The following is a 26,510-nucleotide window of genomic DNA, read 5'->3' as shown; positions in this document are numbered from 1 at the left end:
CGCCGGCGATACATATGCGATATCTTCCTCGCCGCGACGGACGCCCACGCTGACGCATCTTGCTGATGCCGTGCTTGCCGCGCCGAATGGCCTGGACGGGAAGAATGATGCCTTCTTCGCGCGCACGACCCAATCGGACAGCATTTCGTGGCCGGGTAACCGGGTCAAATTTCGGCAGCTATCAACAGCCACGGGTCGACAGCACTCATCGGCTCGGCGCCTGGTTCAGCGCACCGACAGGAACGGCTAGAGATGCCTCTCGAAGAAGAAAGTAAGAGAGCGCCGGAATGAGAACGAGCGCCCCGACCATGTTCACAAGGAACATGAAGGCGAGCAGTAGTCCCATGTCCGCCTGGAACTTGATCTCGGAGAACGCCCAGGTCCCGACACCTATCGCAAGCGTGAATCCGGTCAGCATGACCACCTTCCCTGTAAAGAGAAGCGCGTCCCGATAAGCCGTAGCAAGACTCCTCCCCTCGCGCAGGCGCGCCAATGTCACGCTGAGTACATAGAGCGCATAGTCAACGCCGATACCCACACCCAGCGCGATCACCGGAAGTGTCGCGACCTTGACGCCCATCCCCAATGCGACCATCAGTGCCTCAGCCAAGATGGAAGTGAGCATCAGCGGGAACACAGCAACCAGAACCGCGCGCCATGAACGGAATGTGATCAGACTAAGAAGGGCCACAGCGGCGTAGACCAAGAAGAGCATCTGTGTCCACGCCTTCTTCACGACGATATTGGTCGCACTCTCGATGCCTGCGCTTCCGGCAGCTAATCTGAAATTGACGTCCTTGCTGTTCGCGATTGGGATGTACGCTTCGACTTCGGAAACCACTCGGCTGAGCGTCTCGGCCTTGTGGTCCCGCAAGTAAACATACAGGGAGAGCAGCGAGCAATTCTGGTTGAACAGCTCTCTTGGCGCGCGTGTTTGCACTGCTCCGAGTGCACCTTGGTTGGGGACCAACTCAAACCACTTGAGTGCCCCTTCGTTGTAGCCCATCGTCGCGAACTTCGACAAGGCAGCCATCGAGTTCGTCGCCTCGACGCCCGGAAGCTGCTCCAGTCGCCAGGCAAGCCTGTCCATTTTCTCGAGCGTGTCGTATGAGGTGCACTGGTCCGGGGGCGTTTCGATCATGACCACGAGAATGTCCGAGCTCGCGGCGTACGAAGAGACCATGAAGGCGTTGTCGCGGTTGTAGCGGGAGTTCGGGCGCAGCTCCGGTGCTCCCGCGTCAAGGTCTCCAATGCGCAACTGCGTGCTGACGGCGAACCCTCCAACCGCCAGCACGCAGCCCAGGCACACGGCGACGGCCGCCCACCGGCGTTGCGTGAACATCACGAGGAACCGCCAGACGACATGCTGGTCCGCTCCAGACTTACCTTCAGCGGCCAACGAACGACGCGCGGCAGTCTTGCTGACGCCCGTGTACGAAAGCAGGATGGGAAGCAAGATCAGATTCGTGAAGATCAGCGCAGCCACTCCGATGCTGGCGGACAGTGCGAGTTCGCGAATCACCGGGATGTCAATGACGAAGAGAACCGCAAATCCGACCGCGTCCGCCAGCAGAGCCGTGAGCCCGGGAAGAAATAGCCGACGAAATGTGAAGCGGGCCGCGACGAGCTTATCGACGCCGCGCCCGATGTCCTGCATGATGCCGTTCATCTTCTGCGCGCCGTGGCTCACGCCGATCGCGAACACGAGAAAGGGCACCAGAATCGAATAGGGATTGAGTTCGAAGCCCAGTGCCGGCAGAGCACCCAGTAGCCATAGGACGGCGACGAGCGTGGTCAGCGTGACAAGAAGAGTGCTGCGCACATCGCGGTTGAACCAGTAGATCATTGCAACCGTGACCGCAGTCGCGATTGCGAAGAACAACAGAATCTCACGCAAGCCTTCGATCAGGTCGCCGACGACCTTGGCGAATCCGGTCACGTGAATGCCGATCCGGTCGCTTTCGTACTTCTTCCGGATCTCCTCGATCCTTGTGGACAGAGCGGCGTAGTCCAGGGGCTTGTTCGTTGTCGTGTCCCTGGCCAGCAGCGGCACAAAGATGACTGAAGAGCGATGGTCGCCGGCAACCAGTTGACCGATCTCACCGGAGCGTTCGACATTGACTCGCACCTGCTCCAGCGTCTCGGGAGAGCCATCGTAGCGTTCTGGAATCACAGTGTCTCCGTCGAGTCCCTCCTCCGTCACCGCGGTCCACCGGGTCGTTGGCGTCCACAACGACTTCATGAATGGACGGTCAACCCCCGGAAGCAGGAACACTTCGTCGTTGATCTTGGAGAGTGTCTCGAGATACTCCTTCTCGTAGATCGTGCCCTGCTTCTGCACTACTGCGATGCGGAGCGAGTTGCCGAGGCCGGCCAGCTCCTTCTTGTGGGCCAGGTAGCTGGCCACGTATGGATGCTTGACCGGGATGGTGCTTTCATAGCTTGCGTTCAGTCGCAGCCCGGTGGCTTGCCACCCAAGCAGCACTGTCACGATGAAGCAAATGAGGATCAGCCACGGGCGATTGTTGAAAAGCAGTCGTTCGACGATCGAGCCGGATTGGCGATCGAAATGAAGATCGGCTGCGGCAGCACCTGCAGAAGCTTCGCTTGAAGGCATGTTGAGAACTCGGATGTGTTGGACCGGCATTCAGCCGGTCCTGGGTCATTGATGGCCTCAGGCGAGGCTGACTCGTCGCACGCCTCGCAAGGTCGTGCCGATCAGCAGGCCCGGCTTGACGAAGAGAAGACTTGTGAAGGCGAGCGCCTCGGGCATTGATTGGCGCTTGAAGATCCTGCCGCCGTTCTCGCTCAGCAGCAGGTCACCGGCATGCGTGGCCAACGCAATGCGCTCCTCCCCCAGGGCAACACCGCAGCCGATCGAGCTGCCGACGCCAGTGATCGACTCGTGCCAGGTCGTCGCGCCGTCGATGGATGCGAAGGCTTTTCCCCGAAGTCCGTAAGCAACGAGCGACCCCTCGGTGCTCACGGCACCGAAAAGGGTGCCCTTGTAAGGCGAAATGGCCGCTTTCATCGCGGTACCTTCGCCTGATGCGCGAAGAACGATCCCCTGCTCGCCAACAGCAAAGAGATCTGAGCCCCGCCTTGCTAGCGCATAGAGATGCATCCCTTTGGGATTGTCAATATCGTGGGAGAACGGCTTCCATGTGCGTCCGCCGTCACCTGTACGGAACGCGAGGTTGTAGGCACCAACGACCACGCCCTGCCGCTCGTCACGAAAGTCGAGATCAAAAAATGGCTTGTCGGGCCCGTCACTCTCAAGTGCCACCGCCTGACTCTTCAGTCGAGCCTTCGCGTCCAAGCCCAGACTCGACGCGGGATCGTCCGCCAGCGCATTGATCACCGCGGGCAGCTGCAGTCCATCGAGCTGCTTCGTCCAAGTGCGCCCTCCATCCTGGGTGTTCAGCACGACACCCAGATGCCCGACACACCACCCTAGCGATGGCGACACGAAGTTGACTGCGGTCAGCGTCGCACTCACGGGCACGTGCGCCTGCATCCATGACTGGCCGCTGTCATCGGAATAGATCGCGATGCCGCGCTCGCCGACGCATACCAGCCGTTCTCCCGCCTTCGCAGACGCGAGCAGAGCGACCGAAGTCATCCGTGCGGTTTTCAGTGCAGGCTCGCGCAGCGCAGCGAGGATCCGGCCGGGCGGCGAGGCTGCCATCACAGGCTCCGCCAGCGCGGCTCCAACGCTTCCGAGCGCATAGCCAAGAAGCGCGCGCCGCCTCCGGGACAGCCCAGCGCTTTCCGGCCCCATAACCGTTGCATTGTTTGGCATGCCGGTCAACGAGCTCCGTCTGACCCAAGCGCTTCCGGCGTATAGAACGACTCGGATTTGCGGGGCAATACCTGGTACTGGATCCGAGCATCGTTGGTCGACACGCTCATGTAGTACTCACCGGTCTGAATGTTGTACCCGCCCCAGTTGACGACATTGCCGACCAGCGCCGGAATATCGGGCGCAAGCAGGGTCAGTGCGTATCCGCCGCGCCAAAGAGCTCCCTGAGCATCCCAGCCATCCCACTGGAGAATGCTCCAGCTGTCTTCATCGACGTAGTACCTACGCTTGGGCATGACGTGACGCTTGCCTGGCTTGAGCGTGGCTTCCACCTCCCAGACCCGGTGCAGTTCCCATCGCACCAGGTCAGGATTCAGGAAGTTCGGTTGGATGAGGTCCTCTGACTTGGCGAGCGCTGCCTTGTTGTTGTTGTAGGGCACTATCATTTCCCGCTTTCCGACCAGCTTGATCTCGTGTCTGTCGATCGGCCCATACAGGGAGAACGCTTCGTCCATCAGACCGATGCCGGAAACGATGAAGTTCGGCGTGTCGTAGGCAAGAGATGGCGAGCGGCGGACCCGGCGCTGGCCGACGAGGTACTGCCAGTATCCGGTTCGTTCCATCTGTGTCACCTGCCAGCCGAGAACACCTTCCCCGGCCTTGGAAGCCGGTTCGAGGGTGGTCAACTTTGTTTTCAGGAAAACGCCTTGAAATGAGTCCGGCGAGCCTTCCTTGTAGTACACGGGATAGGTGCTCCACTCCTCCGCCTTCGTGGCCAGAACGCGCTTTCCATCCGCCGTAACGATCCACCCCGAGAAAGGAAAGAAGGTCTCCTCCCCGACCCACGACATGCGGTGATTCCAAAGAACCTCGTAGCCGTCTTTGGGAATGGGAAACGGAATGCCGCCATGAGCACCTTCGAGGCTGTTGCCGCCCTCAGTCGTCATTGCGCGGATCGCGTTCTTGAACGTGTTGTCGTAGACCCACTGGGGCGCGGCCGCAGTGCGGTGGCTCGGATAGACGTCAATGCGATAGCCGGGATACCTCTTGAACAGCGCTTTCGAGACTTCGGAGAGCGCGTTGGCGTACTCATCGACGTTCTTTGCTGTGATGGAGAACAACGGCTTCTCGCCGGCGAACGGGTCGGGGCGAGGCTGCCCCGACTTCCATCCAGGAGACGGCTTCGTGTAGCCACCATCCCATGCCGGAATCGTTCCCGCCTTGTTGCCTGCACGTTCCCCTCCGAGGGGCATCAGCGTGGACTTGAGTTTCGCCGCTTCCTCTGCGCTGACGGCGGCAATCGCGCCCTGCCCGAGTTGGGCGAAGCACAGGAGAGCGGCGGTGAAGATAGAGCTCGATTTCATTTCGGGTACCTCAAAGTTTCAGAACGTGCGCTTCACATTGAAGGACACGAAGTTGCGATCTTTCAGTGCTTGCCCATACGACAAGACGGCAGTCTGGCTATTGGGAGGGGTCAGGAACGAATCGGCCCTGCCCAGGTAGTGGACGTAATTGATGCCGAACTCCCAGGTGTTCCGGTAGTTGCCAGTAATACCGATGCTCACATCGCCACCGCGCTGTACTCCACCGTTGAACGCGAACACTGCGGACGACTTGCCCTTCGGGACGTAACCCAATCCGATCGGAATCGTCAGGTCGAGACCCGGCAACACCTGGTAGTAAGTCGGCAGGAAGAGCAACCGCAGGGCCAGCGCGCTGCGCGTGGTGTTGGGATCCAGCGCCGCGGCATTCGCCCTCACACTCAGGGTGCGGTTCCAGGCGAGTTCACCCAGGAGGAAACCACTGTCCCACAGCGGGCTCTTCGGCACGTTGTAGACCATCGACAAGTTCGCATGAAGCGTATTGCCGATTGCGTAGGCAGGGTGGGCGACATTGTCCTTCGGCGCGGTCGGAAGGATGGTCTGGGGATCGGTGACCAGCGGCGCGCCACGTCGAACGGAGACTTCAGCCGAGATGTTCGCCTCGCCCACGGTCTTGCTCAAGCTCGCGCCGTAAGTCTTGATGCCCTGCGCATACGCGTGTACCAAATGGGAAGGAGTGAAGGCTGGATCCAATGTGAGATACAACTGCGGCGTCTTGTCGTGGTATCGGGCCGCATACAGACCGAGGTCTGCATCCAGGCTTTCGATGCGGTATCGCAGCTGCATACCCCATTGACCCGAATTCTTGGGCTTGAGGTCAGGACCCCGAGGAAAGATTCCTCCGGGCAAGGCACTTTCCGCACCTTCGCCCACCAGGTCCAAAGTGCTCAGGTAGCTGCCGGCAGGCGGCAAGATAGTCTTTGCCCATCCAAATTGATAGTAGGCACTCAGGGAGAGCCCGGAACCCAGTTGCAGCTGCCCTGAAATCTGTGGGACCGGGCGCAGCACCTCCTTGAACTGGGTGCCTGGAACGGCGAGCAGCTTGACCAGGTCGATCGGACCTTGCGCATTGGCGATGCCGTTGGCTCCGAAGAACAGCGTCTCTCCGAAGATCACGCTGTGACGGCCCGCGCGAACCGTGCCCGCCAAGCCGCCGATCTCTCCCTTGCCAAAGACAAACGCGTCGAATAACTCGAGCTTTCCACCCATCCTCCGCCGCGTCTCTCGAGAGAACTCGTTGGAAGGAAGACCGTTGGTGTTCCTCGTCCAAGGGGAATTGTTGTCGTTGCTGCCGTGATAGACGGAGTCGTACCATCCGGCCGCGCTGATGCGCCCCCCAAAGTTGCGGTAGCTGAGGTCGAACTCGCTAAAAAGGTCGACGCGGTTGGAGATCAGGCCCTTGCCGAAGTTGCGGTCGCCATCGTCCGTGCGTGCGTCGGACATGATCCGCTCAGATCGTTCCCGTAATCGAAATGCGTTGCTGTACTTGACCGTGTTGTCCCAGCGCATCTTGAGATCAGGATCATCCGTCTCAATCTGGGAGGCGGCGGCATCGAGCGGCATCGCAGAGGCCGCAAAGAGAATGCACGACCCCATCAAGGCGCGCGACTGAAGCCTTTGCGCGGCGTTTTGTCTTGTTCCGAACTCCATCTTGTCTCCTCATTTATATTCAGCTCGTCGTGCGCGAGCCGATAGGGTTCACTGCATGCCCCATTTCTTGGGCAACGCAGCGGGAATACCGCTTGGCCGCCCAAGTCGATCGATGCCACAGCCCACGACAGATCCTCTCCGTCATGAGTTCGTTAGCCTTTCTTTTCGGGTTTCCGTCCCGATCAATTCGAACGCGAATCCAAATCCGCGCTGTTCCTTCGACTACCTCGATGCTCCCTCGAGCTCGAAGGCTTTCACTGCGCGACCGCTTGTTCTCATCGTTGCCTCTTTCGGCCCGACCAGCTGAGGCATGAGGCCCATGTTGCCTTCCGCACTCCGGAAAACCACTTTCATAGTTAAGCCGTCCTGGTATCCAGCACTGGACAACTCATCAAAAAAGGCTTGGTTGGTGACGGCCATCCTGGGATAGCCTCCCGCACCGGCAACGAACCCAACGCGCGGTATCGACTGGTCTTGCGCCGAGGCAATTGCGCCTCCTCCAACTACGCCAGCGATGGACGCGGCAACCACGACACGCTTGATAACTCTTTTCATTTCTTTTTTGTCTCCTGAGGAATGCTGTAGTAGGAATCGCACCGCAATTCACGACCTCTTAGCCGCTGAAAACCGCCCCCGCTGTCTGCGGGCTCTCGGCACCCAAGTACGTCGAGATCAGTCGCTCGTCGTGCATCAGTTGCGCAGCCTCGCCTTCCACGGCGAACTTTCCCGTTTCGAGCACATAGCCATACCGAGAGATGGCCAGCGCCGCCCTGGCGTTCTGCTCGACGAGCAGGACACTCAGGCCGTCTCGACTCAGGCGCATGATCGCGGCCATGATGTCCGCGACGATCAGCGGAGCAAGGCCCAGGCTTGGCTCGTCGAGCAGCAGCAACTTCGGCTTGCTCATCAGGGCCCGGCCGACGGCGAGCATCTGCCGCTCACCGCCCGACATGGTGTTTGCCCTTTGCTTGCGGCGCTCCAGCAGCCGCGGGAACAGGTCGTAGACGTTCTCGAGGCCGTTGCGCCAGGTGAGATCGCCCATCGACCGGGGGCGATAGCCACCGAGCAGGAGGTTCTCCTCCACGGTCATGGTCCCGAAGAGTTCTCGACGTTCCGGCACCAAGGCGATGCCGCGCATCAAGCGCTGCTCGACCGGTAGCGCCGACACGTCCTCTCCTTCGAACAAGACGATGCCCTTGGAGCGCAGTACGCCTCCCAGCGAATTCAGCAGAGTGCTCTTTCCGGCGCCGTTGGGACCGAGCACTGACACGATCGTGCCGACATGAGCCTCGAGGGAAAGGTTCTCGAGAACAAGCGCCTTGCCGTAACCAGCGGAAAGTCCCCGAACCTGCAAGATCTTTGACATGGTTCAGCCCTCCACGCCCAGGTAGGCCGCGCGGACTTCGGGGCTCCCGCGAACTTCGTCAGGTGTCCCCTCCATCAGCCGTTGACCGAACTCCATCACGACGATTCGATCCACGAGGCTCATCACGAAGCCCATGTCGTGCTCGACCAGCAGCAGGCTGAAACCCTCGTCTTTCAATTGAGTCAGCACGCGGGCAAGCGCCAATTTCTCGGCGTGACGCAAGCCTGCAGCCGGCTCGTCCAGGAGCAGCAACGCCGGATCGCTGGCCAGGGCACGCGCGACCTCGACCAGACGCTGCTGCCCCAGCGAGAGGTTGCCCGCGTATTCGTGGACCACGTCGCGTAAACCCACTCGGATCAATTGCCGCTCTGCCTCTGCGAAGGCGATGGCCTCCTGCCGCGCATCCAATCCCATCACGGCCGAGAGAGGACCGGCGTCGGTGCGGATGAAGCAGCCAATGGCGACGTTCTCAAGCACCGTCATCTCTGGGACCAGCTTGACGTGCTGGAATGTCCGGCTCATGCCGAGCTGGGCGATCTCGCGCGAGGACCGGCCGTCAATGCGCTGACCAGCGAAATGCACCTCCCCCTCCGACAACGGCAGCACGCCGGAAAGGAGGTTGAAAGTCGTCGACTTACCGGCCCCGTTCGGACCGATCAGGCCGACGATCTCGCCGGCGCGCAGGCAGAAGCTGATGTCGCGCACGGCAGCAAGGCCTCCGAAGCGCTTGGAGATGGATCGCACTTCAAGCAGTGGATTTCCCTTGGCAGGTTTGCCTCGTGCGGGCAACCTGCCGGATGCTGCAATGGCCTTCGGCCGCTGCGACTTTTTCATCCATCGATCGACCAACGACCACAGCCCTCCGGAGGACACTTTCAGGATGACGATCAGCAGCACACCGAACACGATGGTTTCATAGTTTCCGCTGCGTCCCACGAGTCTTGGCAGCCAGTCCTGGAGCACGTCGCGGAGCACCGTGGTGAACGCCGCTCCAGCGAAGGCACCCCAGATGTGGCCGACACCCCCGAGCACGGCCATGAACAAGTAGTCAAGGCTCTTTCCAATTCCAAACGGGGAGGGATTGACGGCACGCTGCAGGTGCGCAAACAGCCACCCTGCTACCGCTGCGTAGACGGCCCCGATCACGAAAGCCAGAAGCTTGTGCCGGAAGACGGATGCACCCATGGCTTCCGGCATCGTCGCTCCACCGCCATGGTCGGGGTTCATGGCGCGCAGGACGCGGCCCGTGCGCGAATCCAGCAGCCGAAACAACGCAAAGGCGCCGGCGCCCGCGATCAGCCAGACCAAGTAGTAGTACCGCCGGCCACTCTGCAAGCTCCAGCCAGCGATATCGATCACCGGCACGTTCACGAGTCCGTCGTAGCGCCCCAGCGGGCCCAGGTTTCCGATCACGTAGTACAGCGCGATGCACCATGCGATGGTGGCCAGCGGCAGGTTGTGACCCGACATGCGCAGGGTCACAGCCCCCAGCAGTAGAGCGGCAAAAAGCGTGACCACCAGGCCGAGCGCCAGACCCATCCAAGGGTTCCATCCCAACGCGGTTGTCGCGTAGGCAGTGCAGTAGGCGCCGATGCCCACAAACGCTGCCTGCCCGAAGGAAGTCAACCCGCACACGCCGGTCAGAAGAACAAGACCGAGAACCACCAGCGCGTCGATGCCGATGTAGTTCATCTGCGTGATGATGAACTCGGGCACCGGGAGCAGTGGCAACACGAGTACCAATGCAACCACCATGACCACACCCCACCGGTAGCTGCCAAGGATGCCGCGCGACGCGGAGGCGTTCTTGGCCGACGAGGGCGTGGCGCGAATGAGCAAATTCATCTCAGTGTTCTTCTGATGTGCCATGGAGGACCGAACGCCAAAGCAGAATGGGAATGACGGCGCCGAAGACGATCGACTCCTTGAAAGCGCTGGACCAGAACGAACCGAAGGACTCGATCAGCCCGACGGCCATCGCGCCTGCCATCGCACCTGGAAAGCTGGCCAGCCCGGCAAACACCGCCGCAATGAAGCCTTTGAGGCCGATCAGAAAGCCGGTGTCGTAGTACAGCGTTGTGGTGGAACCCATCAGCAGCCCTGACAGCGCACCAATGGCCGCTGCCAAGGCGAAACTGGTCTCCCCCGCGCGCTCTGTCGAGAGGCCGACAATCCTGGCTCCGAGCGAATTGACTGCCGTGGCCCGAAGCGCCATGCCTCGGAAGGTGAATGCAAACAGCCAGGAGAGCACAGATATCAGCAAGACTGCAATCGCTACCACCAGGGCCGCTTGCATCGACACAGGAACGCCGAAGATCTCCAGCGTCCCGTCGGCAAACGCTGGCGTGCGATAGCCTTCAGGCCCATAGAAGACAAGACCCAGTCCGACCAAGGAAAAATGCACCCCGACGGAGACGATGAGTAACGTCAGGACACTCGACGATGCCAGCGAGCGGTACACCACGCGGTAAAGCAAGGGCCCCATCGGCGTGACGAGCACGAGTGTCAGGATGGCGTTCGCCCACAACGGCGGCTGCGCCTTCATTGCCGCCCAGGTGAGGAAGATCGCAGCCAGAGGCGGCATGGCGAGCCTCGATAGGGACTTCAAGGTGGCCGCCAGTGAAGTCCTGTGGCGCGCGGCGCCCACCACTTCCTGCATCACGGCTGCGGCCAGGAGAACGGACAACAGGCTGACTGCCGACGGCAGCTTTCCACTGGACAGTTCCGCGAGCGTCAGTGCGCCAAACACCACGAACTCGCCCTGGGCGATGAAGAGAACCCGGGTCACCGCAAAGACCAGCACGATTGTCATTGCCAGCAGCGCATACACCGCGCCGTTGGTCATGCCATCGATGGCCAGCAGGGAGAAGACGGACATATCCATGACAGGCTGCTCCCGCTATCGCGACCGGACCGCGCCGGTCAGAACGAAAAGCATCGTCACCGGTCTGTCGGACCGGTTGCGCCAGGCGTGACGGGTTCCGTTCTGCACAACGACATCGTGCTTCTTCAGACTCACGACCTGCCCGTCGTCGAGTTCGAGGCATATCTCGCCGTCCAGCACGACGGCATAGTCGACGGTGTCTGTCGTATGCATGCCCGGCGAATCCCGCTCGAACTTTTCGGCCAACCCGGGCAAGTTCTGCACGTACTCCATCCCTGCAGCAAATGCATCGAAGCTCGGGTCTGCCATCACGGAGTCCGGCGGGAACACCAGCATCATCAGATTGGTTCCACCCACGCCCGGCATCCAGGAGCTCGAAGGGGTGCCGTCGACGGCGCTCGCGCCGACCTGCTGTCCAGTTGTCGTCTCCCACATCAGCGAAGCGCTCATGCCGGGCACGTGCTTGAAGTCGACCGAGCGTGGGGGCGGACCGTCCGACACCACGACCGACTTGCCGGCGTCGCTGTGGCCGGTCACGACTCTGCGAATGTTCATGATCTTCTCCCCGGCCGTCCTCACCGGACAACAACCACGTTGGAAAAGCCGCCCGTTCGCTGCTCGACCGCGTCCAGTGCTTCATTGACGGAGTCGAGACCGAAGCGCTCGTGCTCGAAGACACCCAGGTTCAGCAAACCCGCGTCCGCAAGATCGGCCATGGTCTGACCCTCTTTCGTCGTGAACCAACACGATCCAACGAAACTCTTCTGCTGAGTCATCATCGGAATAGGATCGATCGGCAGGGTTTCGGAAACCCCGCCGATGTTGACCATTACGCCGCCGCGCTTAAGCGCATGAATGGAGTCAACGACCGCACTTGCGGGCGCGCTAGGACCGAGCGCCTGCATCACCACGTCGACACCCAGATCGTCCGTCGCCTTCATCACGGCGGCCGAGGCCGGTCCGTCGCCGAGTGCGATGGTATGAATGCGCTTCGGATCAATCGCCTTCAGCTTCTCCAGCAGCAGCTTGTTTCGTCCGGTCGCAAACACCTTCGAGGCACCCATGGCCAGCGCCGAGATCACCGTGCCGACGCCCAGCGTGCCGGTGCCGCCATCGACCAGCACGGTCTGGCCAGCTTGCAGGCGCGCCTTGCGAAGACCCGAGTACCCCGTGCCGATGTAACCGAAGCGTGCTGCCTCTTCGAAGCTCACGCTCTGCGGCAGCGTCACCAAGCTCGATGCGGGTGCCGTCAGGTACTCACCGAACCCACCATACGGGTAGTCCTCGTAGATCTTCTGTGAGCCCGGTCCGAATCCGAAGTAGCCCATGAAGGTATAGGACGTGCAATTGACTGGGTCATCATTCCTGCAGGCCGGACAGGTCCCACAGGACAGGCCAGGGTTGACGTAGACACGATCGCCGGGCTTCACGCCGGTTCGGACCCGACTTCCCACGGCCTTGACCACGCCAGCAGAGTCGAGGCCGTAGATCGCAGGCAGCTTCGGGAGCGGCAGGTACGGGAACCATGTGGGAAAGTGCGTCACGACGTTGCGCAGATTCGGCACGACACCCGCGGCCTTCACCTCGACAAGCACGTCCAGCTCGCGGACTTCGGGAATGGGCACCTGGTCAATCTGGAAGCGGCCGCCGATCGTATGCAGCCGTGCCGCACGCATGGTTTTCTCACTCATTGATGTCTCCTGAAAATTGCTACTTTGTCGCGTTGAGCCTCGAAGGTTCCGAGGCACCGCGCCATATGCGTCGATCACTTGTTGAGCATCCAGGCCCCATTCGTGATGCGAAGCAGCACCACCGAACGCTTGTCGGACCCAGCGTGATCCGTCGGACTCATCGTGTACACCCCCTGCGCCCCGGCCAGTTCCGAGGTCTGCTCCAGCGCGTCACGCAACGCCTGACGGAACTCCGGCGTGCCCGACTTGGCCTTGCGACGTGCGGCAGCAACCGCGCGGTCTGCGATCAGGTACGCGTCCCATGAGTAGGCGGCGAACGAGTTGCGCGAGCCTGCGCCGTACTTGGCCTCGTAGGCCTTCGTGAACTCGAGGCCCTGCTTCTTGACCGGGTTGCTTTCGGGCAGCTGCTCAGCCACGATCACCGGACCTGCGGCAACCAAGGCGCCTTCAACTGCCTTGCCCCCGATGCGCAGAAAGTCCGGGTTCACGATTGCCGCCGTGTGATAGATCTTCCCTTTGAATCCGCGCTCAACGAGGGCGGTATGCGGAAGCGCGCCGGGCGTGCCGGATACGCCCAACATGACGGCCTCGGGCTTGCTTCCGATGACCTTAAGCACCTGGCTGTTGACGCTGGTGTCCAGGCGCGCGAAGCGCTCGTTGGTGGTGACCTGGAACCCGCGTTTAGCGGCATGCTCCATCAATGCGCCGTAGGCCTGGTCGCCCCAGCCGTCACTGAATCCGATGTAGCCCATCTGCTTGCCACCGGCGGCAGCAAAGTGCTCTGCCAGGGCCCCCACCTGCAGCGTGGTCGGGAGGGAAACCGAGTACACCCACGGGTTCTTCGCCGGCTCGCCGGTCAATGGCGAAAGTGCGATCTGCGGCGTCTTTGTCTCCGATGCCACGAAGCTGATTGCCGAAGCCGTGGGGACATTGCCTGAGCCGATGATCAGGTCCACCTGCTCCTCGGAGACGAGTTTTCGCGCGAGTCGGGCGGCGTTCGCGGGATCGGTCGCATCGTCGAGGATGATGTAGCTCACGGGTTCGCCACCCAGCGTCGCCGGCAATGCCGCGAAGGTGTTCTTGTAGGGAATGCCCAGGGATGCGCCTGGCCCCGTTGCCGCAGTGATAACCCCTACTTTCACCGCGAGCGCGGGAAGCGATAACGCGGCGAGAAGCGCGGGCAGCGTGACGGTTCGAATCAGTTTCATGATGTCTCCTCTATTGCAGCGACGAATCGGCCGCTGCGGTTTCTGCGGAATCTAGGTTTTGGCGTCGTTCGCCGCGTGGACGACGGCCTGCTGGAGCAGCTTGCGAGAGATCTTTCCCACGCCGGTCTTCGGCAGTTGCTCCATGACGAGAACTGACTTGGGACACTTGTAGGGGGCGAGGTGAGCCTTGCAGAAGGCAAGGAGCGACTCCGGCGTCGCTCGCGATCCTTCGCGCAGTACGACCGCCGCAGCCACCTTCTCGATCCAGCGCGGATCTGGTACACCGAAGACGGCCGCCTCCGCCACGTCGGGGGAGCGGTAGAGAACCTGTTCGACCTCGGACGGAAAAACGTTCTCTCCTCCCGTCACGATCATGTCGTTCTTCCGGTCGACGAGGTACAGGTAGCCATCGGCGTCGCGATAACCGATATCGCCGGTGCGCAGGTGTTCGCCGACGAACGTGTCCCTGGTCTTTTCGGGCGACGCCCAGTAGCCCGACATGGTCCGAGCGCTGCGGACGAGCACTTCACCCGGACTCCCGTTCCGGCAATCGCCGCCATCGGGATCGACGATGCGCAGGTCTGTGCCGCTGAGCAACTGCCCGCACGATCGCAGGAGGTGGGCCTTGTCCGGCTGCGTTGCTGCCATCCGGTGCTCGGCTGGGCCGAGGGCCGTGATGATGCCGCCTTCCGTCGAGCCGTAGGACTGCGAGAACGAACAGTTCCCGAAGGCAGCCATCGCTCTCTCCAACAGCGCCACGGGCATGGCGGAGCCGGCATAGACGATGCGCCGGAGCTTCGAGGCGGCCTGCGCCGCACCCGGATGACCGACCAGGTCGGAGATCATCGTCGGCACCAGGTGCACGTTGGTAACGCCCAGTCGCTCGATGCTGGTCACCAGGTCGCTGACCTCGAACATCGGCCGCAGCACGCAACTGGCACCTGCCATGTAGCTCGCGAGCAGGTAGTAGCACAGCCCGCCGACGTGAAACAGCGGCATGACGAACAGGACCGTGTCATCTTCGGACACGCCGATGGCCTCGGACGCGGATGCAAGGGCGTTCGCGACCAACCCTTTATGGCTGATCATGGCCGCCTTGGGTGCCGCTGTCGTGCCGCTCGTGTAGATCAGCAGGGCCGTGGCGTCCTCGGCCGCGGCAGGATGGATCGCATCCGCGACGCCGGCACCGAGGAACGCTTCAAAGTCCAACCAGCCGGCACGCGAGGAGCCGAAAGCGATGCGATGAGGAATTGCAACGTGCGGAAGGATTTCTTCATCAGCGATCTTGGCGCCCTGCTCGTCACAGACAAGCGCATCGGGCTTGCAGTCGCGCAGCAAAGAGGCCAATTCGGGTGGCGTCAGGCGCCAGTTCAGCGGAACCGGAACGAAGCCCGCCTTCATGACGGCGACACATTCGACCGCACTGACGCAATTGCGGCTGAGGATGCCGATGCGCGCTCCGGGCTTGAGGCCCAGCCGGAAGAATGAGTCGGCGAGCCGGTCGACCCGTTCGGAGAACTGCGCAAAGGTCACCGATCGCTGCGTATCGGCGAACGCGATCTTGGCGCCGAAGCGGGCCTGTTGAAGGACAACGCCGCCGAACGTGGCAGGAACGTTGCTCCGGGATACCGTCATGAAGACACCTTGGCTTTGTACGCCTCATAGCCGTCCACGAATGCCGGCGACATCGCGCGCAGCCGCGCCGAATCGATGCGGCCGGACCGGCTGATATAGCTCATCGCGAAGTCCCACGCGGGCAAAGCCATGTGCTCGTGAAAATGGTCATACCACTCTGCGCTGCGCGCGGCCGCGCCGGCGAGCTTGTCGACGATGGGACGGCGCTTGGCCTCGAACTCGGCCAGGGCATCACGCGCGCTGTTCGGATGCTGCACCAGTGCGTGCGATAGAGCCTGAACGTCTTCCAGCGCCAAACGCGTGCCCGAGCCGATCGAAAAGTGCGCTGTGCGCAGTGCATCTCCGACCAGAACCTTGTTACCCACGGACCAGTTGCGATTGCTGATCACGGGGAAGCGGCGCCACAGCGATTTGTTCGTCACCAGGTGCGCTCCGTCGAGTTCCTCGGCGAATACGTCCTCGCAGTAGGCCCGCGACTGTTCCTCCGACATGGACGCGAAACCCACGCTGTCAAAGGTCTGCGGATCGGCTTCGACGAGGAACGTGCTCATCGATGGCGCATAGCGGTAGTGGTGTGCGTTGAAAGTGCCTTTCGGCGTGGTCTTGAATGTCTGAGTGAGTGCGTCGAATGCGCGCGTGGCGCCGAACCAGGCAAAGCGGTTGTCCAGAAGACGAATCTCGGTGCCGAATTCGGCTTCGTGGGTCTTGCGCACCAGCGAGTTGGCGCCGTCGCAACCGATGATCAGATCGGCACCCTCAAGTTCTTCAAGCGACTGCACGACCCGGCCATTGACAAGGTTGGCGCCAACCGACAGTGCCCTCTGCCGCAGGATGCCTAGCAGGCGAAGGCGAGCGATCGCGGTGAATCCGATTCCGTCGATCCGGATCTTTTCGCCGTGGATGCGCAGCTCGATGTCGCTCCACTTCTCAAGGCCCGCAGTGATCAGGGCGAGCGTTTCACTATCGTCGGCGCTCAGGAACTCGAGCGCCTTGTCGGAGAACACCACGCCGAATCCGAAGGTTGTGTCCGCCTCGTTCTGCTCGAACACCGTGACCGTGGAATGGGGGAGTTGCGTCCGGATCCGGTAAGCCGCATACAAGCCAGCAGGACCGCCGCCGAGAATATTGATTTTCATCGCTCCTCTCCTGTTCAGTTGGACGGCGCGAGTCGGGCCGCGCGCTTTTCGAGGAACTCGCGAAGGCCCGCCTGAGCATCGGGGCTGGCCAGGGTGATGGCTGCGAGCACGGACTCGAAGAACAGCCCGTCGTCGTGCGAAGCATCCCGAAGACGCGGGAGCCCGTTGATGATCGCGAAGTTGGAGACGGCAGAGTTCTTCGCGATTCCGGCCGCAAGCTCGAGCGCCTTCTCGAGCGCGCCGCCCGGTGGGGTCGTGAACTGCAGCAAGTTGCAAGCAGCACCTTCTGCAGCTGCCAGCGTCCGAGCCGTCAGCATCATCTCCATCATGCGTGCCACGCCGATCAGCCGAGAGATCCGCACCGATCCGCCTCCCCCGACGAAAATGCCACGCTTGCCTTCGGGCAGTGCAAAGAAGGTCGTCTCGTCGCCGACGCGCAGGTGTGCCGATGCGGCAATCTCCAGGCCGGCCCCGATGGTGGCGCCACTCAGGGCGGCGATGAACGGGATCCGTCCCTGTTCGATCACGTTGAGGATCGCATGCTGGGCACGCGATTCGTGCATGGACGCGAGCGGGTCACGCTCCAGATGCTCGGCCAGATCCAGCCCGGCGGAGAAGTTGGGGCCGTGGCTATGGATGATGCCGACGCGCGCTTCGTTCTGCGCACGCGCTGCCGCCCGGCCAAGCGCCTCGAACATGCCTTGATTCATGGCGTTGCGCTTGGCTGCGCGATCGATGCCGATCAAGGCAACGCCATCGCGTACTTCGTAGGAAATGTGGTTGTCACGTTCAGACATGTATGTTCTTCACCTAAATGTTTTGGAATTCGCCAAGGCGCTCTGCACCGCGCAGGATCTCGGCTTCGTGGAAGGCGGCTCGAGCATCAAGATCGTGGAGCCAGAACCGGCCGGCTGCGGCCAGGCGCCTTCCGATCGCATCGTTGCTCTCTCCATGGGCGATACGAACGGCCATCCACGCTGTACAGGCCAACATGGACAAATGGAGAAACGCAACTGCGCCAGCTTCGATATCGCGCGGCTGCCCGGCCCACGACAGCAGCGTCGCCCCCGCGTTTTTCAGGCGCTCGATCACATTGACCGCTGGTTCGGCCAGCGATCGGTCGGCGCTACTCACTTCGCGGTACACCGTCTCGATGAAATGACTCAGCGTCCGACCACCGTCCTTGAGTAGACGGCGATGCACCAGGTCGAGCGCCTGGATGCCGGTGGACCCCTCGGCGATCGACATCATGCGTGCGTCCCTCAGCCACTGCTCGCAGGGCCACTCCTGCGTGTAGCCGGCACCGCCCAGGACCTGAATCGCTGCGTTGGGCACGTCGAAGGCGGCTTCGGCGCAACTGGCCTTGACGATCGGCAGTAGCCACTGGGTCACGTTCGCGTGGGCGGCGGTTGTCGCAACGCCCGTCCTTTCCGCGTCGATCCGCACTGCAAGCTCGTAGACCAATGCGCGCAGCACCTCCACGCGTGCCGCCATGGACAGGAGCTGCCGCTGGATATCCGCGTGCGAGTTGATGGTCACCGGCGGGCGAGACGACGCACCGCCCTGGCGCCGATCCGCGGCGTAGCGAAGCGCGGTCTGCTCCGCACCGAAGGAGATGCCCACGCCTTCGATGGCCACCATCAAGCGCATGCTCTGGATCATCACGAACATCTGAGGCAATCCTCGATTCACCTCGCCCAGCAAGTACGCGCGTGAATTCTCGAAACCCATTGCGCAGGTCGGCGAGCCGTGAAGCCCCAGCTTCTCCTCGATGCGGCGTGGTGTGACGCCGTTGGAAACCCAGTTCCCGACACCGTCACGCACATTGCTCGGCACGAGGAAGAGACTCAGCCCCGCAGAGCCGGCCGGGGCATCGGGGGTGCGCGCCAGCATCAGATGGCCGATTCGTTCGACGAGATCGTTGTCGCCAAAGGAGGTCCACATCTTCTCGCCTGTCACCATCCAGGCCCCATCCTCACCGCGCACCGCGCGAGTACGGATACGTCCGACGTCCGAGCCTGCATCCGCCTCGGAAATGCAGATCGTCGCGGACCACTGGCCAGAGACGAACTTGGGGATCCATTCCTGCTGCAGAGTTTCGTCAGCGAATTCCAGCAGCACCAACGTCCCGGCGCGCGTTGGCCCCGTCAGCATGCCGACTGCCATGCACGCACGGTCGAACAGTTCGCGGCAACCTGCATTCACAAAGGCAGGCAAGCCCTGGCCGCCAAAACGCGTTGGCTGATCGACACTGTTCCACCCGTTGCCGGCAAGCTCCGCCCACACCGGCTTGTAGGCATCAGGCATCCGCACCCTTCCCTCCTCGAGGCGGCAGCCTTGCCGGTCGCCCGCGATGTTCATCGGCACAAGCCGTTCTTCGGCGAACGTGGCGGCGGCGCCGAGCACTTCACGCAGCGTGTCGGATCCCACATCGATGTCAGACGTCAACGCTTCGCGGACTGCTGCATAGCCAGGCACCAGTTCGATGTGTCGCTGGATGAGTTCGGCGTGATAGCCGTATCCGGTGTCCACTCAGTTCTCCTGTCTTGGTTGAATTGCATCCGCCGGGTACGGCAGCGCCGACCGGAATCGCAGGAGTTCGACGAGCGCCGAGTCGCGCCAACGCGCCCATTCGTCGTTGGATATCCCGTGGCGAAGCTCGCGTACGCCGGCGAAGAGCTTTTCGCAGACCTGGTCGGTGAGCATGGGAGCCCCCAACGCACCCCACCACTGCTCCACATCGCTGCGAAAGCGGTCAATGAGCTGCTCGATGCCACCCGGACCTCCCGCGAGATTGAAGGTCATGAGCGGCCCCACCATGGCCCAGCGCAGCCCCAAACCCCAGCGCATGGAAGCGTCGATGTCGTCCGCAGAAGCCACGCCCTCGCTGAGGCAATGAATGGCCTCTCGCAAGACTGCAAACTGCAGCCGGTTGGTCAGATGACCGACCATTTCCTTCTTCAAACGAATCGGGTGCTTGCCCAAGGCGGTGTAGAAGCGCATCGCCAAGTCGACGGCGTCCTCGCGCGTGCGTTCGCCTCCCACCACTTCCACCAGCGGAACCAGGTAGGCCGGATGAAACGGATGCCCTAGCAGCAGCCGCTCGGGGCGCGCGCAAAACTCCTGCAGCCGGCTCGGAGGCACTCCGCCACTACTGGAGAGGATCAGCTTGTTGGCGGGTAGGGCGGCGTCGATGGTGCTCAACACGCTGCGCTTGGTTTCCAACGACTCGCCTGCGTTTTCCTGCACAAGGTCACTGCCACGTGCGAGGTCCTCGAGGGTGGCGGCGACGCCAACGCGCTCCAGCGGCGGCAGCGGATCCAATCCCGAATAGATCGCCCGCAGCGCCGGCCAGGCCTCCCGGACTCCATCTTTCAATCGCGTGCCAGCCTGCGCATCCGGGTCATAGAAGAGGACCTCGTAGCCATGTGCCAGCAAGAGCGCCGCCCACGCAGTTCCGACCGAGCCGGCCCCGGCCAGGCCGACGACCCGGATGGCCTCCAAAGGAAGAAGATCCGGCGCCACGGTCAAGCCAGACCCATCATCTGCCGCGCTTCTTCGGGCGTCGCCGGTTCGAAGCCAAGCTCCCGCACGATCCGGACCTGGCGCTCCACCAGCATCTCGTTGGTGGCCAGTTTTCCTTTGCTGTAGTACAGGTTGTCTTCCAGGCCCACACGCACGTGCCCGCCCAGCAGAATGGCGTGGGTCGTGGCCGGTAGCTGCGCCGTTCCGATCGCCGACACATTGAAGATCGAGTCCTTCGGCAGGAGCTTGACCATCATCTGCAGGATCTCCGGCGTGTACGGCATGGCGCCCTGGAAACCCCGGTCCGCGTTCAACACGATATTGATGAAGTACGGAGGCTTGTCACACACGGGAATAAGGCGAGTCACTTCCTGGAGGATGTGCGCAGGACTGAAGACCTCCCACTCGGGCTTGATGCCCCGCTCGATGAAGCGCGCAGCCATGCGATCGCATTGGCTGGGCGTCGTGGGGACCAGCATCTCCCGCTTGCCTTGCAGGGCGGCAACGGTGAAGCAATCGAAGGTCGCCATCTCCGCACCCGCATCGAGACCCTTGAGCCGCTCCTCGAAGTTCGATTCACAAAGACCGTCGGGACGCTCGATGACCATGTCGCCATCGATGCCGCCGCCGGTAGAGTTGTTGATGACGATGTTGCATTTTTCCCGGATGAGACTGTTGATCCGTCCATAGATTTCCGGGCTGCAGGTCGCCTCATCGTCCGGGCGCCGCGCATGGAGCGCGACCACCGACGCGCCGGCGTTGTAGCTGCGGTAGACGGATTCGGCAATCTCGTCAGGCTGCGTGGGCAGATGGGGGTTTTGGGACTTCTTGGCCATGCCACCGGTGGGCGCGACCGTGATGATGATCTTGTTGTTACGCATTGCTTTTCCTCGGTTGGGTTAGTGGGTACGTTCGAGCAGCGCCCGGACGTCGTCAGGCACAGGGAGGGTGCGGAGGCCGCCTCCGGGGCCAAGCAGGTGTTCGGCCCAGACGCGGGTCTCCTGCGCCTCCATCAAGAGCTCGTCGCCCCGGAGAAACTGATGAAGGAAGGCGATGGATTTACCACCCACCTTCTCGACCAGGATTCGATGCGTGACGGACTCGTGAAGCGCGGGCGCACTGAGAAATTTCATGGACAGCCCGAGGACCGGCAGTCCGCCACGGGTGCTAGCGTCCTTGACTGCGTTGGGGTCGATGCCGAGCCTCAGGAACATCTCGTTGAGCCCCTCCACCATCCAGCGTGCGTAGTTCGGAAAGAAGATGATTCCGCCCGGATCGCACTCGCTCCAATGAAGTCGTCGGATATATGTGTAGCTATACATAGCTTGTTTACTTGTTAGCCTGGCTAACGATTAACGATGTTCAGAATGTAGATGGCTCATGATTAGTCGTCAACTAGAATGAAGCCAACTCCCCCCTCGTACTTACCCTTACGCCACGATGTTGAAATCCTCTCTTTCAGCCAGTGCGCCCCAGGCTGGCGCCGAACAGACGCCCAAACCAAGTCCCGTGTTGGCCGCGTCAATGGCCTTTGCGATCAAGCGCGCGCAAGTCCGTTGTGACGAGTCGCTCGCCCGCTTCGTCGACCCGGGAATTTCCCCGGCGCGCTTTGCCGCACTCCTGACCATCGGGGCCAACGCTGGCATCAGCCAGGTTGCGCTCGGCGGTCTGCTGAACATTGCCGGACCGAGCGTCGTCAAGGTGGTGGACGACCTCGAGCGAAGAGGTCTTGTGCGGCGAGCCGCAACGTCGGACCGCCGCGTATATGCCCTTCATCTGAGCGAATCCGGCCAGATCGATCTCAAGCGCTACCAAGCTGCATTCGCCGCATGTGAAAAAAACATCGCGGAGCGCCTCACCTCGAAGGAACGCCAGCAGTTGCTGGAGCTGTTGGCCAAAGTGGCTCCCGACGAGGCGTAGCACAGCGCGTCACAAGCCCTGGGGGCGGCAATGCCGGCGTCTTCACCACCATCGACAGGATCCCCGCATGAAGGGCACTTTTGACCTGAATTTGCTGGCCGTTATTGCCGCGCTGGACGAGACGCGCAGTGTTACGCGCGCCGCTCAAAAATTGAAGATGAGCCAGCCGGGGCTGAGTTCGGCCCTCGTTCGTTTGCGCCAGCAATTTGGCGACCCACTGTTCGTTCGAGCCGCAGGGGGAATGCAGCCCACAGCCCGTGGATTGGAACTTGCGGATGAAGCCCGTGCGATGCTGCACCGTATCCACGAGAAGGTCTTGAAAGCCCCTTTCTTTGTTGCAGCCGAGGCAAAGACGGAGTTTCGCTTTGCGATGCAAGACGTAGGTGAAATGGTTTTCCTCCCGACGCTGGTGGAGGCCTTTCGAAGCCTTGCTCCGCATGCAACTTTCCAAGCCGCGTCTTATTCGCCACGAGAACTCGAAGTGGCGATGGAGGCGGGCCAGGTCGACTTGGCGCTGGGCTACCTTCCAGACCTCAGGAGCAGCGCGTTCTTGAAGCAGCGATTGATGCTGCATGGTTTTTCCTGCATCCTGCGAGCGGGGCATCCTGTGGCAAGCCATCTCACCAAGGCCGCCTTCTCCGAACTCGAGCACGTGGTCGTGGAGTCTCCGACTCGCAGCCAGGAACTGGTGGACAACTATCTGGACCGCAGGAACATCGTGCGCAAGGTCCGCCTTCGCAGCACGCACTTTCTCACGCTGCCGATCATCGTCGCTTCGACGGACATGATTGCGACAGTTCCCACGCCTGTGGGCCGCGTGTTCGCGGGCACTGACCGCGTCGTGGTCGTAGCCCCCCCTTACCAGATCCCCAAGTTCCCAATACAGCAACACTGGCACCGCCGCTACGACCAAGATCCACGAAACAGGTGGCTGCGCGAACAGGTCGCCTTGCTCTTCGGTCGCGGGTAGTTCCAGTGGACAACGCGCGGCGTTACGGCGCCGCGCCGTCACTATTCGTTTTTGACGTTCGCTGCCTTGATGATCTTGCCCCATCGCGCGTGCTCGGATCTGATCTGGGCTGCGAAGTCTGCCGGCGACGCGCTAGGCGACAGCGTGAAACCGAGGCTGACAAACTTTGCATCGATTTCTTTGCTGGACAGCCCCTTCACCAACGCGGCGTGCATGCGTTCGACCATGCTGCCTGGGACACCGGCCGGGGCGCCGAGGCCAAACCAGGGCGCCACCACCATGGTCGGATAGCCCGACTCCTTGGCCGTCGGAACTTGCGGCAACAAGGGTGAACGCTGCTCCGAGAGCACTGCGATCGCCTTGATGCGTCCCGACTGCAGATGCGGAAGCGCCACCGCAAGCGAACTCTGGAAGTCGACTTGGGTGAGGCCGCCGATCAGGTCCTGGATCTGCTGCGTCGCCCCCTTGTAGGGGACATGATTGAGTTGGACGCGGCCTTCAATCTGGAACAGTTCAGCGGCCAAGTGAGGAACCGTGCCGACGCCCGGTGTGCCATAAGCAACCTTGCCCGGGTTCGCTCTGGCGTAGCCGGCCAGTTCGCGCAGATCTCTGAACAAACTGTCAGGCTGCGTGATCAGAACCGGCGTCGTGGAGGCAATATTGGTAATCGGAGCAAAGTCCTTGAATGGATCAAAGGACGTCCCAGGTGCGGCGCGATCGCGAGCGTGATCGACACGAGGCCAATGGTATAGCCGTCCGCGGGTGCCTTGGCCAACACGTTCAGGCCGAGCACACCGTTGCCACCCGCTCGGTTCTCGACGACAACCGGTTGCTTCAATTCCCGGCGAAGGATCTCAGCGGACTCCCTTGCGATGAAGTCCGTCGGGCCGCCCGCCGGGAAGGGCACGATCATCCTGATCGGCTTGGCGGGCCACTCCTCTGCTTGGGCAGGTGCCGCCAGCATGACCAGGACGCCGAGGAGGATTCCGAGAAGCCGAGTCATTTTTTGTCTCTCTTTGAACTATTGCCTTCGACGTTCCTGCACGTCCCAGGGCCCCATGCCAGCGCCCCATGCCTTCTTTAGCTCAGAACCGCTCTCGCCAGAGGTCGAGTGCTTCTTGCACCGGGCGATCGGAAAAGCTGAAGAGGACAGTGTCCGAGTCTGCTTCCAAGCGGTAGCGCATCCAGGAGGGACACACGAACACATCCTTGGGTCCGAAGGCCAGTTCCCGTCCGTCGATGACGCACCGGCCAGTGCCCTCCACGACGGCATAGACGGTGGAATCGGTGGAGCCATAGCTGGCGCCAACGAAACCGCCCGGCAGCAACTGCATGCACGTACCGATGGTCGGAATCGCCCAATCGCCCGTGACGGGATTCGTGTACTGAAGTTTGTGGCCCCAGCTCGGGTGCGGATCTTCGCTGTTGCGCAGCACCTCCAATGCCTCGCGCGTGCGTGCATAGGGATACCAAAACAACGGTGATGTCTTCGTTCGGCTCTTGTATCCGATCGGCTTCATCGTGTTTCCGAACCGCGCGAGGTTGGTGCCGGCGTGCTGTTGCGCAACCTGCTCGGTGGCCCCGTCTTCCCGAAACTGGGCGTCGAGCACCTCGACGATCGGAAGATCCAGGCCATCAAGCCACACCATCGGCTCATCGGTGGTGTTGCCGTGTTCGTGAAAGGCCCACGACGGAGTGATGATGAAGTCGCCTTCGCTCATCGTGACTTGCTCGCCATCGACTGTCGTATAGGCGCCGGAGCCGTGCATCATGAAGCGCAGCGCCGATTGCGAATGGCGATGCGCAGGGGCGAGTTCACCCGGCAAGATCAACTGCAGGCCGGCATAGAGGCTGTGCGTGATACGCGTTCGTCCGCGCAGCCCCGGATTCTCCAGCACCAGGACGCGGCGCTCGGCCTCCTTGGCCGAGATCAGTCGACCGCTCTCCTGCAACCAAGGCCAGAGTTGCTGCCATTGCCAAAGGTTGGGCAGGCATGGCGTATTGGGTTCCTTGGTGACCAAGCCATGCAGCACTTCCCAGAGTGGCGTGCAGTGGGCTTCCCCAATGCGGTCGTAGAACGCGCGGCGCTGCAGTTGTTGCCCTTCGCCGCCCACCTTGGCGAGAGAAGCGTTCGGTGTATTCACAGCGCGTTCCGCACGGAGACTTCCATACGCCCGATGCCCTCGAACTCGGCGCGGATCAGGTCGCCGCTCACCACCCGGCCGACACCATCGGGCGTGCCAGTGAAGAACAGGTCTCCCGGTTCGAGCGTGTAGTAAGAAGATGCCAACTCGATGAGCGTCGGGATGTCGAACACGAGATCTCGGGTGTTCGCCCGCTGACGGGGCTCGTCGTTCACCGTGAGCCAGAAATCGAGTTCCTGTGGATTGCGCAATTCATCTGCGGTCACGATCCAGGGGCTCAACACTGTGTACGTGTCGATCGACTTGCGCATGCTGCGCTCCTCCGGCCCTCGCACGGTCATATCGAGCCCACCGCAATACGCCGCGATGTGTTCGTAGGCACGCTCGCGAGAAATGTTTCGGCCGCGCTTGCCAATGACAAGCACCAGTTCGGCCTCATGGTCGTTGCGGCGTTCCGGATGCTCGATCTCGACTCCGTGACTGGTACCGACGACGGAGCTGTTCGCCTTCAGGAAGAGGCCAATCCTCTGAATCTCTGCGACCTGGCTGTCGAAGTGGATTGAGGCATCAGCACGCGCTTCCTCCAGATGCTTGCGATAGTTCACAGGTGCTGCGATGACCTTTCCAGGATTGGCAACCGGAGAAAGGAAGCGGCGACCAGCCAGCGGCAAGGACTCAGCGGATGCAGCGACGCTACGGATTCGCTCCATCACTTGCGGCAGATGGGCGATCAATGGATCAACGCTGGGCAGGGGATACCTGTACGTTGGCAAGACGTCCAGCGCTGCGCTCACATCGCGGACGACATCGCCCTCGACAAGACCAAGGCGGTTATCGTCAAAACGGCAGATTTTCATGAGTAGCTCGATCGAATTTGAAGGTTGGAGGACATGCGGCACCGAGCCGTTTGCATCCTTGGCGAAAAGGAGACGGACCGGCGCATTGGCCAAATGTCGAAGACGAAGGGTGGCCCTGACCGCTGTTGATCGAGACGCCCTGCTGTCTCCTCTACGACGCTGCGGTCCGGTGATCCTGCATCGGCAAAGTCTAGGAATTCCGCACCAATTCCTCAATGCAATCGCAGCAATTCAGAGTATTGTTTTGGCAGATAGAACCTTCGCACCCCGCACGGTCCCACGATGTCGGGGTCCAGGGGAAGCGGGATCGGGAGAACGCGTGCGAGGCTCGACGCGATCG

Annotated in this window: 21 protein-coding genes and 1 pseudogene; 2 read left to right on the top strand and 20 right to left on the bottom strand. The window is 61.8% G+C overall.

Annotation, left to right across the window (positions count from 1 at the left end; genetic code table 11):
* Positions 1–205: 205 nt before the first annotated feature.
* From GFK26_RS21595 to GFK26_RS21515, 17 genes are all read right to left on the bottom strand, one after another.
* Entirely contained in the window at positions 206–2,617 is a 2,412-nt protein-coding gene (locus GFK26_RS21595) for an efflux RND transporter permease subunit (RefSeq protein ID WP_153283792.1), read from the bottom strand.
* A gap of 57 nt (positions 2,618–2,674) precedes the next feature.
* Positions 2,675–3,688 carry a WD40/YVTN/BNR-like repeat-containing protein gene (locus GFK26_RS21590; RefSeq protein WP_228121735.1) on the bottom strand — a complete coding sequence of 338 codons (1,014 nt, stop codon included), beginning with the start codon at positions 3,686–3,688 and terminating at the stop codon, positions 2,675–2,677.
* Positions 3,689–3,807: 119 nt separating this feature from the next.
* Positions 3,808–5,166 (bottom strand): DUF1329 domain-containing protein, encoded by a 1,359-nt coding sequence (locus GFK26_RS21585; RefSeq protein ID WP_153283790.1) that lies wholly within the window; start codon positions 5,164–5,166, stop codon positions 3,808–3,810.
* 18 nt (positions 5,167–5,184) lie between these two features.
* Complete coding sequence (locus GFK26_RS21580) at positions 5,185–6,834, bottom strand: DUF1302 domain-containing protein (protein ID WP_153283789.1); 1,650 nt, start codon at positions 6,832–6,834, stop codon at positions 5,185–5,187.
* A gap of 613 nt (positions 6,835–7,447) precedes the next feature.
* Entirely contained in the window at positions 7,448–8,200 is a 753-nt protein-coding gene (locus tag GFK26_RS21575; protein ID WP_153283788.1) for an ABC transporter ATP-binding protein, read from the bottom strand.
* A 3-nt stretch (positions 8,201–8,203) separates the two neighbouring features.
* Positions 8,204–10,045: an ABC transporter permease subunit gene (locus GFK26_RS21570; RefSeq protein WP_153283787.1), complete on the bottom strand. Its 1,842-nt coding sequence runs from the start codon at positions 10,043–10,045 to the stop codon at positions 8,204–8,206.
* Between the two features lies 1 nt (position 10,046).
* Positions 10,047–11,084 (bottom strand): branched-chain amino acid ABC transporter permease, encoded by a 1,038-nt coding sequence (locus GFK26_RS21565; RefSeq protein ID WP_153283786.1) that lies wholly within the window; start codon positions 11,082–11,084, stop codon positions 10,047–10,049.
* 15 nt (positions 11,085–11,099) lie between these two features.
* The gene (locus GFK26_RS21560) at positions 11,100–11,639 is read right to left on the bottom strand and encodes a cupin domain-containing protein (protein WP_153283785.1); all 540 of its coding nucleotides are present in this window, start codon (positions 11,637–11,639) and stop codon (positions 11,100–11,102) included.
* A gap of 20 nt (positions 11,640–11,659) precedes the next feature.
* A complete protein-coding gene (locus tag GFK26_RS21555; RefSeq protein WP_153283784.1) occupies positions 11,660–12,775 on the bottom strand; it encodes an alcohol dehydrogenase catalytic domain-containing protein in 1,116 nt (371 codons plus the stop codon).
* Between the two features lie 74 nt (positions 12,776–12,849).
* Positions 12,850–13,983, bottom strand: a complete 1,134-nt coding sequence (locus GFK26_RS21550) for an ABC transporter substrate-binding protein (RefSeq protein WP_153283783.1) — start codon at positions 13,981–13,983, stop codon at positions 12,850–12,852.
* Between the two features lie 51 nt (positions 13,984–14,034).
* Complete coding sequence (locus tag GFK26_RS21545) at positions 14,035–15,618, bottom strand: class I adenylate-forming enzyme family protein (RefSeq protein ID WP_153283782.1); 1,584 nt, start codon at positions 15,616–15,618, stop codon at positions 14,035–14,037.
* Positions 15,615–16,754: an FAD-dependent monooxygenase gene (locus GFK26_RS21540; RefSeq protein WP_153283781.1), complete on the bottom strand. Its 1,140-nt coding sequence runs from the start codon at positions 16,752–16,754 to the stop codon at positions 15,615–15,617. The genes GFK26_RS21545 and GFK26_RS21540 overlap by 4 nt, the downstream gene beginning before the upstream one ends.
* Before the next feature lie 14 nt (positions 16,755–16,768).
* A complete protein-coding gene (locus GFK26_RS21535; RefSeq protein ID WP_153283780.1) occupies positions 16,769–17,551 on the bottom strand; it encodes a crotonase/enoyl-CoA hydratase family protein in 783 nt (260 codons plus the stop codon).
* Positions 17,552–17,564: 13 nt separating this feature from the next.
* Positions 17,565–19,286: an acyl-CoA dehydrogenase family protein gene (locus tag GFK26_RS21530; protein WP_153283779.1), complete on the bottom strand. Its 1,722-nt coding sequence runs from the start codon at positions 19,284–19,286 to the stop codon at positions 17,565–17,567.
* A complete protein-coding gene (locus tag GFK26_RS21525; protein ID WP_228122083.1) occupies positions 19,287–20,279 on the bottom strand; it encodes a 3-hydroxyacyl-CoA dehydrogenase NAD-binding domain-containing protein in 993 nt (330 codons plus the stop codon).
* Between the two features lie 2 nt (positions 20,280–20,281).
* Positions 20,282–21,160, bottom strand: a complete 879-nt coding sequence (locus GFK26_RS21520) for a 3-keto-5-aminohexanoate cleavage protein (RefSeq protein WP_153283777.1) — start codon at positions 21,158–21,160, stop codon at positions 20,282–20,284.
* 18 nt (positions 21,161–21,178) lie between these two features.
* The gene (locus tag GFK26_RS21515) at positions 21,179–21,601 is read right to left on the bottom strand and encodes an acyl-CoA thioesterase (protein ID WP_153283776.1); all 423 of its coding nucleotides are present in this window, start codon (positions 21,599–21,601) and stop codon (positions 21,179–21,181) included.
* 202 nt (positions 21,602–21,803) lie between these two features.
* On the opposite strand from GFK26_RS21515, the gene GFK26_RS21510 reads away from it, so the two are divergent.
* The gene (locus GFK26_RS21510; protein ID WP_194273932.1) at positions 21,804–22,199 is read left to right on the top strand and encodes a MarR family winged helix-turn-helix transcriptional regulator; all 396 of its coding nucleotides are present in this window, start codon (positions 21,804–21,806) and stop codon (positions 22,197–22,199) included.
* 67 nt (positions 22,200–22,266) lie between these two features.
* Positions 22,267–23,169 carry a LysR family transcriptional regulator gene (locus GFK26_RS21505; RefSeq protein ID WP_153283774.1) on the top strand — a complete coding sequence of 301 codons (903 nt, stop codon included), beginning with the start codon at positions 22,267–22,269 and terminating at the stop codon, positions 23,167–23,169.
* A 41-nt stretch (positions 23,170–23,210) separates the two neighbouring features.
* Here the strand turns inward: GFK26_RS21505 and GFK26_RS21500 are convergent.
* From GFK26_RS21500 to GFK26_RS21485, 3 genes and pseudogenes are all read right to left on the bottom strand, one after another.
* Positions 23,211–24,082, bottom strand: a pseudogene (locus tag GFK26_RS21500) (Bug family tripartite tricarboxylate transporter substrate binding protein).
* Between the two features lie 172 nt (positions 24,083–24,254).
* A complete protein-coding gene (gene gtdA / locus GFK26_RS21490) occupies positions 24,255–25,313 on the bottom strand; it encodes a gentisate 1,2-dioxygenase (RefSeq protein WP_228121734.1) in 1,059 nt (352 codons plus the stop codon).
* Positions 25,310–26,170, bottom strand: coding sequence for a fumarylacetoacetate hydrolase family protein (locus tag GFK26_RS21485; protein WP_153283771.1), 861 nt, complete (start codon positions 26,168–26,170; stop codon positions 25,310–25,312). The genes gtdA and GFK26_RS21485 overlap by 4 nt, the downstream gene beginning before the upstream one ends.
* Positions 26,171–26,510 lie beyond the last annotated feature (340 nt).

Origin of the sequence: Variovorax paradoxus, from assembly GCF_009498455.1 — a bacterium.
GTDB classification, from domain to species: domain Bacteria; phylum Pseudomonadota; class Gammaproteobacteria; order Burkholderiales; family Burkholderiaceae_C; genus Variovorax; species Variovorax paradoxus_H.
The sequence above is the reverse complement of the archived record's forward strand: the minus strand, read 5'-3'. Positions and strand labels throughout refer to the sequence as shown.